8 protein-coding genes are annotated in these 16,268 nt (G+C 74.2%); 2 read left to right on the top strand and 6 right to left on the bottom strand.

Annotated elements, in window-relative coordinates; genetic code table 11:
• Nucleotides 1-569 precede the first annotated feature (569 nt).
• The gene (locus Scani_RS19060; RefSeq protein ID WP_246296010.1) at nt 570-989 is read right to left on the bottom strand and encodes a nuclear transport factor 2 family protein; all 420 of its coding nucleotides are present in this window, start codon (nt 987-989) and stop codon (nt 570-572) included.
• 703 nt (nt 990-1,692) lie between these two features.
• Between Scani_RS19060 and Scani_RS19055 the strand changes: the two genes are divergently transcribed.
• A complete protein-coding gene (locus Scani_RS19055; RefSeq protein WP_159477769.1) occupies nt 1,693-4,323 on the top strand; it encodes a LuxR C-terminal-related transcriptional regulator in 2,631 nt (876 codons plus the stop codon).
• An 84-nt stretch (nt 4,324-4,407) separates the two neighbouring features.
• Here the strand turns inward: Scani_RS19055 and Scani_RS19050 are convergent, their stop codons facing one another.
• Complete coding sequence (locus Scani_RS19050) at nt 4,408-5,118, bottom strand: FadR/GntR family transcriptional regulator (RefSeq protein WP_159477765.1); 711 nt, start codon at nt 5,116-5,118, stop codon at nt 4,408-4,410.
• A gap of 282 nt (nt 5,119-5,400) precedes the next feature.
• Here Scani_RS19050 and Scani_RS19045 point away from each other — a divergent pair, with 282 nt between their 5' ends.
• A complete protein-coding gene (locus tag Scani_RS19045; RefSeq protein ID WP_159477762.1) occupies nt 5,401-8,007 on the top strand; it encodes a LuxR C-terminal-related transcriptional regulator in 2,607 nt (868 codons plus the stop codon).
• 34 nt (nt 8,008-8,041) lie between these two features.
• Here the strand turns inward: Scani_RS19045 and Scani_RS19040 are convergent, their stop codons facing one another.
• The 4 genes from Scani_RS19040 to Scani_RS19025 form a co-directional block, all read right to left on the bottom strand.
• Nucleotides 8,042-10,759, bottom strand: a complete 2,718-nt coding sequence (locus Scani_RS19040; RefSeq protein WP_159477759.1) for a helix-turn-helix transcriptional regulator — start codon at nt 10,757-10,759, stop codon at nt 8,042-8,044.
• Nucleotides 10,760-10,916: 157 nt separating this feature from the next.
• Nucleotides 10,917-12,890 (bottom strand): FAD/NAD(P)-binding protein, encoded by a 1,974-nt coding sequence (locus tag Scani_RS19035; RefSeq protein ID WP_159477757.1) that lies wholly within the window; start codon nt 12,888-12,890, stop codon nt 10,917-10,919.
• Nucleotides 12,887-14,887: a prolyl oligopeptidase family serine peptidase gene (locus Scani_RS19030; protein WP_159477755.1), complete on the bottom strand. Its 2,001-nt coding sequence runs from the start codon at nt 14,885-14,887 to the stop codon at nt 12,887-12,889. Before Scani_RS19030 ends, Scani_RS19035 begins: the two co-directional genes overlap by 4 nt.
• Complete coding sequence (locus tag Scani_RS19025) at nt 14,884-16,137, bottom strand: MFS transporter (RefSeq protein WP_159477752.1); 1,254 nt, start codon at nt 16,135-16,137, stop codon at nt 14,884-14,886. The genes Scani_RS19030 and Scani_RS19025 overlap by 4 nt, the downstream gene beginning before the upstream one ends.
• Between the last annotated feature and the right edge of the window lie 131 nt (nt 16,138-16,268).

Genomic DNA, 16,268 nt, shown 5'->3' with positions numbered 1-16,268 from the left:
ACCGGCTAGCGGCCCGGCACCACCACGGGAAGGCCCGCCCCTGTGGCGGGCCTTCCGCGCGTCGCCGACCAGGAATGTCCGCCGTCGCGGGCAGAGGCAGGATCCCGCCTCCAGGGCCGCCGCTCCCGGGCACTTCTCTCGAAGCCGGCTCGGGGTTCCCCGGGGACCGCCGGGATCAGCGAGGCCGGCGGAGCCACCGGCACGCGTAGGTCATGAGAGCCCATGCGGCCAGACCTCCCAACGGCGGCACGGTGGCGGCGCCCACCGCCGTGCCGACGAGAAAGGACGCGGCGGCGAGGGGTGCCCACCACCTCTTCTCGTGTCGCCGCCGGGGGCCCTGCCCGGTGGGGGAGAGGCCGGGGGCCGGGTGCGCCCCCGAATGCGGGCGAGGGCCAGGTGCGCTGCTCATGCAATCCCTCCTGCGGTCTGCTGCCTCGCGCACCCGCCGGGAGCGGCGGGCCGGGGGGGCTCCCCTCCTCGGCACGCTACGGGTCCGTCGGCGGCCGGTCCTGAGTACGCATTGCTCAGACCGGGGCGGAGGGGCCGCTGACGGACCGTGAGGCCCGGTGTCAGGGCTGGGGGAGCCGCTCGTAGCAGTCGTAGTTCCGCTGCGCGGCGATCTTGCCGTCACGGAATTCGAGGAACGTGGCGATATGGGCCCGGAGCACGTACCCGGCGGGCAGCTTGCCCAGCGGGACGGCGAGCGTTCCGCTCCAACGCACCTCCAGGGCGACCTGGCCCTCCTCGGCGACCGCGTTGATGACCTCGAAGGTCTGCTCACGGATGCGCTGACGGCCCGCCTGCGCCGCCTCGTCGAGGCCGGCCACGTCACGGTCGACACCGTCCGGGAAGAGCGCGTTGGGCAGTTCCCGGTGCTGCGCGTCCGGATGGAAGAAGGCGGCGAGTTCCTCGCCGGTGGCGAATCGCGCGACGGCCCGGTGGTAGCGGATCGCCGTCTCGACATCGGAGTGGGAGTGGAGTTTCGTCATGTGTCCAACCATAGTTGCACAACTATGGTTGTCAATATGTGGGCGTCAGGAGGCCGGGCGGCACGGCTGGGTCGTCAGGGGCTCAGGGAGCTGTCGGCGCGGCGATGTCGTCACGCTCGCCGACGGGAACGGGGAGGTTGCCGGAAGCCGGCCCGCGCCGTGCCCCGGCTCACCCTGCCGCCACCGGTCGGCCGGTCGCGGCCCGGCCGACCGGTGGGCGGTATCGACGAGCGGTCAGTGGTCGAGTTTGCCGAGCAGCTCGACCTGCTCAATGCGGCCGCCGGTGGGGATGCGGACGCGGCGGACGGGTACAGGGAAGGGGGCATCCCCCGGTTCGGGCCGGTCCGGGCCCGGTGGTGGCGCCGGTATGTGGTGGGTATGCGCGCCGAGTTGAGTAATCGCTGCCCTGGTCGGCCGGGCGCAGGACACCGAAGCTGGCCGGGACCGATGATCACCTTCACCACGCCGAGCCTGCCCCGGCGCCCGTGTCTCGCCCCCGCGCGAGGCCGGCCGCACCGACCAGGTCCCGCCCTCATCCGCTGCGCTACGACCGTGTACCGCGAAAGCGCTCATGTCGCCCCGCCCTTCCAGCCGTTCGGGAATCCCGGCGGCGGCGCACGCTGCACGTCGGTGCGGGCGGTGGGGCCCCGGCGTACCGGCCGCCCGGTACCGCCACGGGCACGGTCCGGCAGCACAGGAAGTCATGGAACCGACACCGCTCACCCCGCTCTCGCCGGCGAGGGGACACCGCCCGGCCCTCACCGTCGGCCCGCCCTTCGTCGGCCGGATCGGCGAACTGGAGCAGATCCGCCGGGTCCTGCTGTCCCGGCAGGGGCCGGACGGCGTGCTCATCACCGGACCGTCCGGCATCGGCAGGACCCGCCTGCTGCACGAGGCGCACACGCTCGCACCACGCCGGCGGCTGATCAGTCTGCAGCCCCGCATTGAGGCCCACCGTGCCGGGCATGCCGAGGGTTCGCGCCGCTCCCCGGCCACGACCCGGGCCCTCGCCGACCTCGCCCGGGTCGTGGAGCACTCCACGACGGACCCCTGGCTGCTGAGCGTCGACGACGTGCACCTGCTCGACCCCGACCTGTGGCCGCTGCTGCACGAGGCGGCCCGGCATCCGGCGGGCAAGCTGCTGCTCTCGGCCACCACGGACGGGCCCGGCACGCCCCCGGAGATCCAGGCACTGTGGAGCGGCCGGTCGCTGGTGCGGATGGACCTGCAGCCGCTGGACGCCGCGGGCGTCAAGGAGCTCACGGACTCGCTGCTGGAGGGCGGGCTGGGGCAGACCAGCGCGGCCCGGCTGGCCCAGGCGTGCGGCGGCAGCCCGCGCCTGCTGCACGAAGTGGCCAGGGCGGCCGTCGAACAGCGGCTGCTGGTCCGGTCGGAAGGCTGCTGGCACTTCGTCGGGGAGCAGCTTCCGGTGCCGGCCTCCGTCCTGGAACTGGTCGATCCGCAGTTGCGGGACCTCGACGAGACCTGCCGTACGGTGCTGGAGCTGGTGGCGCTGGCGGGCAGCCCGCGCCTGTCCTCCGTCGAACGGTTCTGTGCGGCCCGGCAGTTGGAGGAGCTGGAGCTGCGGAACCTGCTGCGCATCGAGGACGGCGACGCCGATCCGGCCGGGGAAGTGCGGGTGCGCATCGGCCACCCGCTGGCGTCGTATGCGTTGTCGTGCGGCCTGCGCCCGTTGCGCCGCCGTCGTCGGCTGCGGGACTGGCTCGCCGCCCACCACGGGCCTGCGGCGCTGATGGCCCATGACGACTGCCGCCGCCTGGCCGAGTGGTATCTGGACGCCCACGAGACGCCGCCGAGAGGTGTGCTGGACCGGGCGATCGAACAGAGCCTGCGCGACCAGGACCTCCCGAGTGCCGTCCGCCTGAGCCGCGCCGCGTGGCGCCAGAACCCGGACGAGGCCACCGCCGAGCGGCACGCGCGGGCGCTCACCGCCAGCGCCGACTTCCCCCGGCTGACGGAATTCATCACGGCAGTGCGCGCAAGCGGCCCCGGCTTCGGCCGTGCGCTGGAGCGGGCCGAGGCACGCGGCATGCTGCTGCAGGCCCGCTATGAGGAACTGGAGCGGCTGCTACCGCAGTTGCCGGCCGGTGAACAGGGCTACTTCCGCATGGCCGCCCGCTACTTCCAGGGCTGCTTCACCGACGCGTACGCGCTGGCGGAGGCGCTGCGCCGGGACGGGCCGGCCGTCCACGCACTGGAGGCGGGGCTGATCATGATGGGCTCGCTGTGCCACATGGGCCGGCCCGAACAGGCGCTGGGCCTCTACGCCATGCTGCGCGCCGAGTTGGACCACGCACCGGGCGGGCCCGCGAAGTTTCACGCGGACTCCCTGGAGGAGCTGCACGCCTCCGCCCTCCACTACTGCGGCCGCTTCGACGAGGCGGAGCAGATCTACTGGCAGGAATACGCACACGCCGTGCAGAACCACCATGTCCGCATCGACGCGCAGCGGGGACTGGCGCTCGGACACCTGCTGCACGACCGGGGCATCGTCGAGGCCGCCCTGAAGTGCTTCACCTTCACGTCGAGCTATCGCGTCGGGTGGCGGCAGTGGCAGGCCAAGGCCGGTATCCACGCCGCCCTCGCGCTCAGCTGCCTGCCGGCGGACCGGCGGCCGGACAGCCCGCTGCCCGACGGCCTGACGGTGAAGGAGGCCGGTAACTGCGCGATGTTCCTGGCGGTGGTGGAGGCCCGGGGGCGTCACGAGAGCGGGGACACCGCGACGGCTGCGCGGATACTGCACGACGCGGTGGCGGCGGCCCTGGCGGACGGAGCACATGCCGACGCCGCCATCGGGCTGCACGAGTGTGCGCGGCTCTCCCTGCCGGGCCCGGAACCGGCGCCCGTGTCCCTGCGCCTGGAAGGCGCGTTCCTGCAGACCCGGCTGCGCTATGAGGAGGCGTACCGGTCCCGCGATCCCAAGCTCATGGGGCGGGTGGCCCGGGCCTTCGCGGACATGGGCGCCGGGTTATACGCGGCCGAGGCGTACGCCGAACTCGCGCGTTTCCTCCGTCAGGCCGGAGGCGTCAAGGCCGCCACCGCCGCCACCGCCCGGGCACGGGAGCTGCTGCGCGGCTGCGGTCCGGTCGACACTCCGCCGCTGCGCTTCCTCGGCCCGGCCGTGCTCCTGTCGGACCGGGAGAGGCTGATCGCCGGCCTCGCGGCGGGCGGGATGGCGGACAAGGAGATCGCCGAGCGGCTCTGCCTGTCGGTACGCACCGTCAGCAACACGCTGTACCGGGTCTACCGCAAGGTCGGGGCCGAGAACCGCCGCGACCTGCGGGTGCTGATGACGCAGCGGAGCGGTGCTTGAGTCGCCTCACGGGGAGCGGGCCGACGCCGTCGACTTGCTCCGCTACCGGCGGGTCGGGCGGGCCCATCCGTCGTGGGCAGGGCCTCAGCGGCGCCGGCGCGCGCGGGGCCGGGCGCCGGCGCGCATCAGGGCCTCGGTGTCCGTCATGTACGTCTCGACGGCCCGGCGGGCGGCGTCCTCGTCGCCCGCGGCCACGGCCTCCGCGACGGGACGCAGACGATCCGCGGCGGCCCCGGCGTCGCGGAACGGCGCCACGAGGGCCTGCCGCACCGGAAGGTAGCCGCCGAGCAGGGTGTTCGTCATCAGGAGGTAGACGCGATTGCCGGTGGCGCGCGCGAGCAGACGGTGGAACTCCGCGTCGGCGAGCTGCACCTGGTCGCCGTCGGCACCGGCACTTACCGCGGCGACCTGCTCCCGCAGCGCCAACACGTCCGGGGCGGCGGCCCGGCGCGCGGCCATGGCACCGATCAGCGTCCCGACCTGACGGCGCACTTCGAAGATCTCGCCCAGCCAGGCGTCGTCGCGCAGCACCAGGGACGGCAGCAGTTCGGCCGTGCCCAGCCGCCAGAAGTCCCGCACCCGCGTGCCCACGCCGTGCCGGGTCTCCACCAGACCGGCTTGCATCAGCCGGACGAAGGCGTGCTTGAGCGTGGTCCGGTTGACCCCGTAGGACGCGGCGAGTTCACGCTCGGGCGGCAACAGAGCACCGACCGGGTGCCGGCCGCCGATGATCGCGTCGCGCAGTCGGCGCTCCAGCGCATCGACCGTCGTATCGCGGATGATCGGGTCCTCCATCGGCGCCACCACCGCTCTCCCCCTCCACCTGGCGCCGCCCGGGCGGCGTTCGCCTGTTGTGCGCGCACCACCGTACAAGTCCGTTCGCCCGGACCGACATGCAGCCGCCTCGTCCGTCCGGCCGCGCAAGAACGTTGACGGGCGGCGGGCTCGTGAGGAACTCTACCCATGGCCGGTGTAGTGGATCAGCCACTGTGCCTCTTCCGCGGTGTCCCGCCGCGGAATACCACCGGCACACCGCCGGCCCGCAGTACGCCACCGACTACGTGCAGGAAGCACCCGATGACCACCACGCGCCCGGTCGGCAGCCCCCGGCCGGCAAGCCCCTGGCCCCTGCTCGGCCGCGAAGCGGAGCTGGCCGAGGCGGCCCGCGCACTGCGCGATCCGCTCGGCAGCGGGGTGCTGGTGGCCGGGGCTTCCGGCACCGGGCGCAGCAGGCTGGCGCACGAGTGCTGGCGGCAGGCCGGGCGCCGGGGGCATCCGGAACTGCGCGTCACCGCCACGCCCGCCGCCCGCTCGGTGCCGCTCGGCGCCCTCGCCCACCTGCTGCGCCCAGGCACCGACGGCGCCCCGCCCGCACTGGGCGCCACCGGCCAGGCCCCCGGGAGGCGGCCCGTACTGCTCCTGGACGACGCCCACCACCTGGACCCGGACTCGATCGGGCTGCTCACGTCCTGGCTGCGCACCCGCCGGGTGGCGCTGATCGCCACCGCCGACACCCACCGCCCGCCGGGGTGGCCGGACCTACCGCTGCACCGTGTCCTGCTGCGGGCCCTGCCGCAGAAGGTGGTGGCCGACCTGGTGGAGCGGACACTGGACGGAGCCGTGGAGCACAAGACGGTCCGTATGCTGCACCAGGCCAGCGGCGGACGGCCGCGTGACCTGCGGGAACTGGTGGACGGTGCGGTGCGGCAGCGGACCCTGGTGCCCGAGGACGGACTGTGGCGCCTGGTCGGCCCGCTGTCGCCGACGCCGCGTCTGCGGGCGCTGATCGAGGCCCGGCTGCGCCACCTCGACCCGCAACACCGCCGCCTCCTCGAACGGTTGGCGGTGTGCGGACGGCTGCCGCTGGATCCGCCGGACCGCGCGGCCGCGCGGTCCCTGGCGGCCGAAGGCTGGCTGTGCACCGTCGAGGAGGGCCCGCACACCTGCGCCGAACTGGCCGGGCCCCTGTACGGATACGTGCTGCGGGAGACGCTTCCGGTCCAGCGCTCCCGCCGGATCCTGCGGGACCAGGCCCGCCGCGCGGGGGACCAGGACACCGGACCCGCCGGCCTGCTGAGGTCGGTGCGCTGGCGCCTCGATGCCGCCGACGGCGTGGATCCCGATGAGGTGGAGCGCGCCGTCGTGCTGGCCCGCCGGGCCCAGGACCACGGCGTCGCGCTGCGGCTGGCACGGGAGTTGGCGCGGCTCCGCCCCCGCCCCCGGTCCCTGCTGCTGCTCGCCGAGGAACTGTACGAGGGCGGGGAGCCGCAGGAGGCGGAACGCACGGTACGGCGGGCGCTGGACGAGTCCACCCGGGACGACGAACGGCTGGCGGCCGTGGTGCTGCACACCCAGAGCCTGGCGTTCGGACTGCTGCGGCTGGACGAGGCATTCGCGCTCAACGCGACGGCCCGGCAGACGTACGCCGGTCATCCGGACGAACCGGTCCTCGGTGCACACGAGTCCGCGCTGTGGAGCCTGGTGGGGGACGTACGGCAGGCCGAGCGGGCATGGCGGGAGGTCGCCCCGGAGCCGGGCTCGCGGGCCGACGTGGTCGCCGCGGTCCCGCGCGTGTACTGCCTGGCCGAATCGGGCCGTACCGGCGATGCGGTGCGTGCCGCCCGGCGCTCCCGGGCCGCCCGCAGGCCGTGCGCCGCCGCCGACACCATGGTGCACCCGGCGCTGCTGGTGGGCGCCGAGGCCCGCGCCCTGGCCGAGGCCGGATCCCTGGCCACGGCGGAGGAACTGGCCCGGCAGGGCTACGACCTGGCGGTGGACGCCGGCGCCGGCAGCGCCCAGACCTGGCTCGCGGAGCACCTGGGCTGGATCTGTTACCTGCGCGGCCGGCTGCACGAGTCCCGGATCTGGTACGCCAGCACGCTCGCGCACGCCCGTGAGGTGGGGCTGCGCTCCGGCGAGTGGGTGGGATGGTGCGGTCAGGCACTGGCCGCCGCGGTCTGCGGTGACGTCGACCGGGCTGCGCAGTGCTGGGAGGAGGCACGGTCGCTGCGGCCGGGCCACTGGTGGCGCCCGGAGGCGGCGATGGTCACCGCCTGGCTGACCGCGGCGACCGGTCGACTGGTGCGGGCCCGCGGCGTGGCGCTGGACGCCGCGGCGGCGGCCGGCCGGCGTGGGCTGCGTACCGCGCAGTCACACCTGTTGTGCGACGCGGCGCGGCTGGGCGCGGCGGCGGAGGCCGAGCGGCCGCTGCGGGAACTGGCCGCCGGGTCCGACAGCGCGCTGGTCGCCGCCCGCGCCGGCCTCGCGCAGGGGCTGGCATCCGACCGGCCCGACCGGCTGGAACGGTCCGCCCGGCAACTGGCCTCCCTGGGGGCCGGACTTCTGGCGGCGGAGAGCTGGACCGCCGCCGCCACCGCGCACGCCCGGGCGGACGCCGGCGGCTCCGCACAGGCGGCCCAGGCGCACGCCCTCGCGGTCCTGGGCAGCGATTCCGGCGCCTGTACACCGGGACTGGTGCCGTCGTCGGTACGCAGCCGGCTCACCGCCCGCGAACTGGAGGTGGCCCTGGCGGCGGCGAGCGGGCTCGGCAACAAGGAGATCGCCGGGCACCTGTCCATCGCGGTGCGTACCGTCGGCAACCACCTCCAGCGGGTCTACTCCAAGCTGGAGATCGCACACCGGACGGCGCTGCGCACGGCGCTCCGGCCGCCCGCCCCACGGTGAGACGACGTCGACCGCCGCCGACAGCCGGGGGCAACTACCGTATGACGCTGACGAGTTCCTGACGCGACACGACGCCGAGCTTGGCGTAGATCCGCTGCAGATGGTTGTCGACGGTGCGGACCGAGAGCACCAGCCGGTCCGCTATGTCCTGACTGCTCAGCCCCTCGGCCGCGAGCCGCGCGACATGCCGCTCCCGGTCCGTGAGGGGGCGGACCGCCGTGGTGGGCAGACGCGGCGCGGCGACCCGGTCCTCGCCGCAGCGGTCCAGCAGCCGCCGGGCCAGCACGGCGGCCGCCGCGGCGGCGCGTGGATCGCCGGCCCGCCCGGCGGCGGCCGACGCCTCGGTGGCGGCCTCGGCACCTGCCATATCGGCGCCCAGTCGCTCGCACCGCTGCGCCACCTCGTACAGCCCCTGGTGGCCCCCGTCGATGAGCGCCGCGGCCAGCCCTGCCCTGGCGTCGGCGAGGGCACTGTCGCTGCCGGCGGCCAGCTCCGCCAGCCTGCCGCGGACCTCCGCCGCGGCGCCCAACCGCGCGGCGTCCCCCAGAAGCCAGCTCTCGTACGAGGCCATGCCGGCCTCGCGGGCCTGCTCGGCGGCCGCGGCGAGTATCCGCCGCCCCTCCTCGGCCGCGCCGCTCGCCGCGCTGCGCCAGGCCCTCGCGAGCTGCCGCATCAGCAGCGACGCCTGCTGACGCTCCGTCTCCGGCCCCTGAATCCGGGTGAGTTCGTCATCGGCGCGGTCGATCCGGCCCGCCTGCGCCAGCACGATGGCGCATCCCGCCCCCGCGAACGCCACCGCCCTGCGCACCTGATGGCCGCGCGCCAGGCCCAGCGCCTCGGCGAACCAGTCGTGCGCCGGCCCGAGGTGCCCCGCGATCAGTTCGCAGCGGCCCAGGTGCGCGGCGAGCCAGATTTGCGGCGCCAGCGCCCGGGCGGCCACCGCCTGGGCGAACGCGGCCCGCCCCACCTCGCGCGCCTCGGGAAAGCGCCCGGCGTCGGTCAGTGCCGCGATGCGGTAGATGGCCGGTCCGCTGGCGTGGGAGGAGGGGCTGCCGGGCCGTTGCTCGCCCTCGGCGGCGGTCAGTTCCTCGTGCACCGTGCGGGCGAGTTCCGCCGCCGCGTCGTCCTGGCCGGCGTAGGACAGGGCGAGGGAGCGCTGCAACTGGGCCCACATCCGAAGCCTCGGGACGGCGATCGCCTCGGCGTCGGCCAGCAGCCGCAGGGCGTCGGGCACCCGGCCGCTGTAGAGCCGGTACGCCGCCTCATTGACGCGCAGCACCTGCCGGCCGTCCTCGTCCAGCCGCGCGGCGGCCCGGGAGTTGACCTCCAGGGTGCGCGTGGTGTCACCGAGCCCCCAGTAGAGGTTCTGGGTGCGCTCCATGGCGACCGTCAGAATGTTTTCGTCCCCCTCGGCCAGGCCTTCTGCGGTGCTCAGGCACTCCTCCGCGGCAGCCCAGTGGCCGATGTGGTGGTGGGCCTCGCCGCGCAGCAGCCAGACCTCCAGGGTGGCGTCCCGTTCCTGGACGCCGGCGAGCAGGTCGACGACGGTCGGATAGTCGCGCACATGCCGTGCCATCCGTGCCGCCGGCAGCAGTGTGTCGAGGGCGACGGGCAGTCCGGCGGCCCGCCGCCAGGAGGCCAGGCGCAGTGCGTCCTCCCGGCGCCTGGCCCCCAGCGAGGCGAGGCACGCGGCCTGTTCGCGGTAGATCCCGCGGCGCCGCCCCGCGGGGATGCCGCTGCGTATCACCTGGCCGTACAGGGGGTGGTCCAGCGCGCACACCACGCGTCGGCCGTCGATGCGGACGCGCACCAGACCCTGCTCCTCCAGGGTTTCGAGGTCGTCGGTGTGGCCGCCGCGCTGGAGGACGTCCAGGGACAACGGTTCGCACAGGGCGAGGAGTTCGAGCAACCGGTGCTGGCTCGGACTGCGGTGCGCGAGCCGGCCGCGGACGAGCGCGGTGAGCCGGCGGGTCCCGGTGAGCCGCCCGGTCAGCCGCCACAGCCCCGCATCCCGCGCCAGCACGCCGGACGCGACGGCGCCGACCGCCAATTCGCGCAGCACCAGCGCATTGCCGCGCGACGCCTGCGCCATCGTGCTCAGCGTGGCGTGTTCCACCGGCCCCCCGAGGAAGCCGCGGACGAGACCGGCGACCTCGGGCTCGGTGAAGGCGGCCACATCCAGGCGCCGGGTGCTCTCCTCGTGTTCGAAGGACTCCACCACGTCCGAGGGCGGGACCGGGGTACGCACCGTGCCCACCACGAAGACCGCGCCGGTCCGGGTCAAGTGGCCGAGCAGCACGGCGGAGGCGTTGTCCAGCAGCTGAAGGTCGTCGACCAGCACCACGGTCCGCAGGGTCCGCCCGCCCGCCCGGCGCGGGGGGAACGCCTGCGAAGCGGCCCGGAAGGTCAGCACCGGGTCGTGCACGGGCGCGTCCGGCGGCAGCAGGTGTCCGAGCGCGTCGAGCGGCAGCGCGGCGCCCGTCGGGGTGGCGACCGCGCGCTCGGTCCGGTGACCGAGCCTCTCCGCGTGCCGCAGGCACTCCTCGGCGAGGCGGGTCTTGCCGACGCCGGCCGGGCCGTGCACGAGCAGGGCGGACACCGCGTCGTCATCGAGATACGCCGCGAACGCCGCCAGCTCGTCGTCCCGGGCCGAGAACGGCCACCGGCGGCGTCGGCCGGTGGCCCGCCCGGGGCCCGCGTCCTCGTCGCCGGCCGGCTGGGCGTTCGGCCCCGGAATCGACCGGCCGGACATCACCCACTGCTCCTTGTCCTTGTGTCGTCACGCTCGTTCACCGGACGGGCGGCCGCACGCGAAGGCCCGCCCTCCTCCCAGCATGCCGCCTGTCGTCGCCGGGCGTATGAGTAGCCGTTGCTCATACCGGATCGGTATCGGCCGAAATGTCGCGTGGTCACCTCGCCGAGGCGCCCCGGGACGGTGCAAAACGGCCTTCCTCCGCCGGCGCCGAGCTGCGCGTGGTGGCAGGTGGAGCGCCGTGGAGCGCAGCCGCGTCGAGGAGCCGGCTCGCCACGATGTCGTTCTGGCGGAAGAAGGCGGCGTCGGTCCCCGGACGGGACAGCGCCCCCAGTGCGCCCGCGGAGGCATGGTCGCCGACGGCGACGATGCGCGTGCTGCCTCGGCCCTGGGCGTCGAGGACCTGATAGGTGTCCGGGCAGGTGGCGATTTTCGCACCGTGCACGGGCGTCGCACCCGGTATGGCGCGGGCCAGTCCGTCGCACGTCATGCGGGCGAGCAGACCGGAGCGGTCGCCCACGACGTCCGAGTCGGGTATCCAGGCGTCGATGAGGTGACGGGCGGCGAAGGTCTCCGTCGGCAGGGTGCCGGTGCGCAGGGTGAAGGTGTTCGCCTGCCGGCTGACACCGACCTCGGGCCGGGCTCCCGCGAAGCGTACGGTGCCCTCGCGGGCCAGCGCGGCGAGCTGCTCGATGCGCAGGCAGGGGACGGCTGCGCCCGTGGTCCGGGCCAGGCGGGTCAGCCGGTCGAGGACCCCTCGCGCCGCGGGGCTCATGGTGGGGCCGTTCCCGGTGAGGACACCTGCGATCGTCTCGACCGTCCGGACCAGGGCTCGATGCGCGGCGCTGTCGGTGCTGTGTCGCGGGTCGGTGGCGCGTGCCACCCATCGGGCGAGGGTGCGGCTCATCCACTGCGCCAGCTCGTCGGCGCCGGTCATCGGCCCGAGCCCGGGGGAGTGGGGGTCGGGCAGCACGAAACGGTGCTCCGTGACGCCGATGTGCGCTTCCAGCGCGGACCAGGACGCGGCCCCCGGCGCGGCGTCCGCCATTTCGCCGACGAAGGCCTCCCAGCCGATGTCCGCCGCGTCCGGGCAGATGGTGAACAGTTCGCGATAGTGGCCCCAGGCCATTTCCTTGCCCACCGCGTTCCACAGCTCCACCACGAGGGTCCGGCGGTGTTCCCCGGCGGAGACCGTCATCCGGTCGACCAGGTCCGCGATGGCGTCCCCGGTCAGGAAGACCGGCTCGTCCGGTGCGACGGTCCGCGCCGCGACCACCGGACGCGGCCGCAGCGGCAGGCCGCGTCGCGACGAGACGACCATCAGCGGCTCGCTGCCGCTCGGCGCGTAGCGCAACACACCTGTGGTGTCCCGGTGAAAGCTGCCTCCTCTGCCTTCGGTCAGCAGGGCCATCACATCGAGGAAGGCCAGCCCCATGCCGCGTACGAGGACCGTGCCGCCACCGGGGATGTGGCCCAGGTCGAGATCGGCGGCGCAGCCGGGAGCCAGGTAGCCGGCCCCGGTGTCCGCGGCGAACTGCCCCAAGGCCCGCTGTTCAGGGGTGAGCGGGCCCTCGAGATTCCCCATGGCGAGGACCAGCCGGTCCGCCGGGAGGATCCGGCCGTCGTCGAGATGGACCCGCAGGGTGCCGTCGGGTTGCTGGGAGACCCGGTCTGCCCGCCGGGCGTACAGGCGCGCGTTCCATCCGGCCGGCAGCGTGGACAGAGCAGTGTGCAGGCACCAGGTGAGGTAGGCCCCGCACAGCCGGCGGCTCGCGTAGCTGCCCGGCGCGAGGCCGGCGGCCTCGGCCGCCACGGCGGCGTCACCGCACGAGCGGGACGCCGCACTCGTGGCCCACTCGTAGAGCGTGGGACCGGTGACGACAGGGCCGGTACAGGTGGCGTCGCGATCGGGAAACATGGTGATGTCGGCGCACCGGGAGTTCATCCACAGCAGCGGCGACTGATCCGGCCGCCAGATCCTGCCGCCCTCCAGGTGGGGATCGACGAGGTGGAGTGTGCCGCTCCTGCGCGGTCGCCGTGCGGTCAGGCGCTCGACGATGCCGATGCCGCGTGGCCCCGCCCCGACGACGACGATGTGCCGGTGCTCGGGGAGTTCCGATCCGTACGTCATCGCGCGGTGGGGGAAGCGAGACGCAGACCGGTGTGGAACGCCGAGAAGCCGAGGATGTCGCAGGCCATCTGCTGACGGGCGCTGCGGGACATCGAGGCGTGACCGCTGTTCCGGTAGGTGCGCCACAGGTAGGGCCCGCCCCCGTGCGCCTCGTGCTGCAGGCGAGCACAGAATTTGCGGGCGTGCAGCGGGTCGACCCGGGTGTCGCCGTCCAGGGTGATCAGCAGGGTCGGCGGGTGCGGACGGCCGGGGGTGATGCGGTGGTAGGGGGAGTACGAGAGCAGATGGCGGAACGCGTCCGGGTCCTGGGCAGAGCCGTACTCGTGGCGCCAGGCGTGGCCCAGTCCGCTGTGCTCGTAGCGGACCATGTCGGTCAGCGGGGCGATGCAGACCACGGCCCCGTACCGGCCGGGCGCGCGGACCGTCGCCGCCGCCATCGTCAGACCGCCGTTGCTCATGCCGAGCAGGCCGAGTTGGTGCGGGAGGGCGAGGGCCCGCCGGTGCAGGTGATCGGCGGTGGCTTCCAGGTCCTCGAAGGTGGCATGCTTCCCGCCGGTTGCCGTGGGGCCCCGTAGTTCGGGCACCACGACCAGTCCCCCCGACTCCACCCAGGCGAGGACGAGCGACTCGTAGGACGAGGTGAGGGTCTGCTGAAACCCTCCGTAGCCCAGGAGGAGCGTGGGTGAGGGACCGTCGGCCCGGTTCCGTCGGCGGAGCAGGGTCAGTGGGATCCGTGCCCCGTCGGCCGAGACGGTCTCCTCCCGCCATTCGTGGAGCTCGTCCTGGTGGCGCCGGACCGGACCTCCGGCCAGAGCGAGGGACACGGGGTCGACACGGTAGGTGGCCGGGGGAGTGGTCCAGCTCGTCCATCCCAGATGCGTGGGGCCGCCGGGGTCCGTGTCGAGGGACAGGACCGTGCCCGACCCGGGGAGCGGTACGGGGCGCGGGGGGCGGCCGGTGCCGGGGAAGTGGACGCTCACGTCGGGACGTCCACGGCGGGTGCGGGCGACCAGCAGCTGTGGCGCACCGGTACCCGTAGCCTCCAGCAGGCACGCATGGGTGAGCGGGGCCTCGGCGTCCTCGGGCACGACGGTCGTCCAGCGCTCCGGGTCGCAGTGGTACGGATCCGCGGTGACGACGCGTCCGGCCGGCGCCCCGTAGGTGGTGGCCAGGAACAGCTCTCCCCGCACCGTGAGGTGAGGGACGGTCGTGGCGATCGCCGTGTCCTGGATCCGGCTCCAGACCGGGCGTCGCGGGTCGGTGCCGATGTCCGCCAGGAGGAGCCGGTTGCGCAGATCGCTTCCCCGGCGGATCGCCACGGTCAGCCAGCGGTCGTGCCAGAGACGCACACGAAAGCGGCACAGGTCGTCCGGGGAGGCCAGTATCCGGTGCTCGGCGTCGTGCCGGCGCAGCCACAGTTCCTGGGGTCCGTTCCGCCTCGCGGCCCGGGAGTAGAAGAAGCCACTGCTGTCGGCCAGCCAGGCGATCGGGCTGTAGCGGGTGTGCGGCATGCGGGCAGTGATCTCACCGGTGGGAACGTTCAGAAGCACGAGCGGAGTGTGATCCTCCCGGCCGCCCTCGATGCTCTGGAGAGCAACGGTGCGGCCGTCGGGCGACGGATCCCAGCGGGCCATGGCGGACCGGTCCCACAGGACACGGTCGTCGTGTCCGGCGGGCCCGCTCGCGCACAACCGGGGGTGTTCGCCGAGGGGTTCGGTCATCTCCCGGAAGACCCACCGGCCCCGGCGGAGCGCCGGCGTGCCGGTGCCCGCGGCCATCAGCGCTGTCATCAGGTCCCGAGCGGTGTCACTGTCCGGCAGACCGGCCAGCAGGGCCCGGGAGAGCACCTGTTGGGCCGAGGCCCAGGCGCGGGTCTCGACCGACGCCGCGTCCTCCAACCACCGGAACGGGTCGGCCACCTCCTGGCCGTGGACGACGTCGGTCACCGTCCGGGGGAGCCCTTCCGGGTAGGCGAAACCGTTCAACGTCATGGTCATGAGGTCGTCCTCCGAGGTGCGTGGTCCGGGGCGGTCCGCGGGCGGGGCCCGGGCCGGTCGCGGCGGAGCCCGGCAGCGAGCCAGGGGGTGGCCAGTACGGGGAGCAGGGCGGCACACCACAGGGCGGTCCGGGTGCCCACGGCACCCGCCAGCAGACCTGCCGCCAGGGCTCCACCGACCTGACACGCCGTGACAGCGCTGCGCAGGAGGGCCACGACGCGTCCCAGGGACTCCGGGGAGCTGTCCGCGACGATCAGGGTGGAAAGGGTCACGTTGGCCACGGCGCCGGCCGCCTTCGACATCGCCAGGCAGCCGCCGGCGACCGCGAGGGCGAGGGGGAAGGCGCCGCCGGCTCCGGCGAGTCCCGCCGCGGCCAGGACCTGCACCCCTGCCGCGGTGAGGAACCACTGTCGGGGGGTGCCGCGGGCCGTCACCCGGGGCGCCGCCCATGACCCCGCCATACCGGCCGCTCCCGTGGCGAGGAATGCCACGCCGTACAGACCCACCGGCACGTCGAGGTCCCGTAGGAGAAAGGGTGCCAGGAGGGCCGTCCCCGCTGCCGAGGCGATTGCTTGCAGCACGAGGAGCGGGAGGAGACGACGGAGGAAGGAGCCCGGGACGAACGGGCGTTGCCGGGGCTGCTCGGTCCGACCGGTGTGCCGCGCGCACTCCTGGACGGGACGGTCCGCGCGACGGATACGGGAGAGCAGGACGGCGCTGAGCCCGTAGGTGACGGCATCGACGCCGAAGGCGAGCGCCCCGCCGAAGGCGACGACCACGATGCCGGCCAGGCCGTTGCCCGCGAGGGCCGCTGCGTACTCGCCGCCCTGGAGACGGGCGCGTGCCCGCGTCAGCCGTTCCGCGGGGACGAGGACCTGCAGGTGCACGAAGTACAAGGTCTCCGCGGCCACGGAGACACAGCCCAGGAGCACGGCGAGGCAGGTCAGCCAGCGCATCGACAGTGTGCCGAGCGCCGTGACCAGGCAGGTCAGTGCCAGACACGCACCGGCCAGTAGGTCGCAGCGCCGGAGGAATCTGCGCGGACGACGGGCCCGGTCCGCGGCCCGGCCCACCAAGGGCCCCAGCACGGCGGCGGGGAGATATCCCGCGGCGGACAGCATGCCTATCTGCGCGTCGGTCGCATGCAGGTGTTCCACGGCTATGGTGCTGGTGGCCGTGAGGGTGAGGACGGTTCCGAACCGCGAACTCGCTTCGGCCCAGAAGTACTTGCGGAAGTCGTCGTCACCCATGGTGGTCCTTCATCTGGGGTGTCAGGCGGCTGTGGGCCGGGGAGAGCTGGTGCTCCCCGGCCCACAGCCCTACATCAGCAAACGACGGAGAGGGTGCTCTTCTCCGGCGGCATCGGAGCGTCGTCGGTGTC

The organism is Streptomyces caniferus (assembly GCF_009811555.1).
Taxonomy (GTDB): Bacteria; Actinomycetota; Actinomycetes; order Streptomycetales; family Streptomycetaceae; genus Streptomyces; species Streptomyces caniferus.
This window is presented reverse-complemented; position numbering and strand designations above follow the sequence as displayed.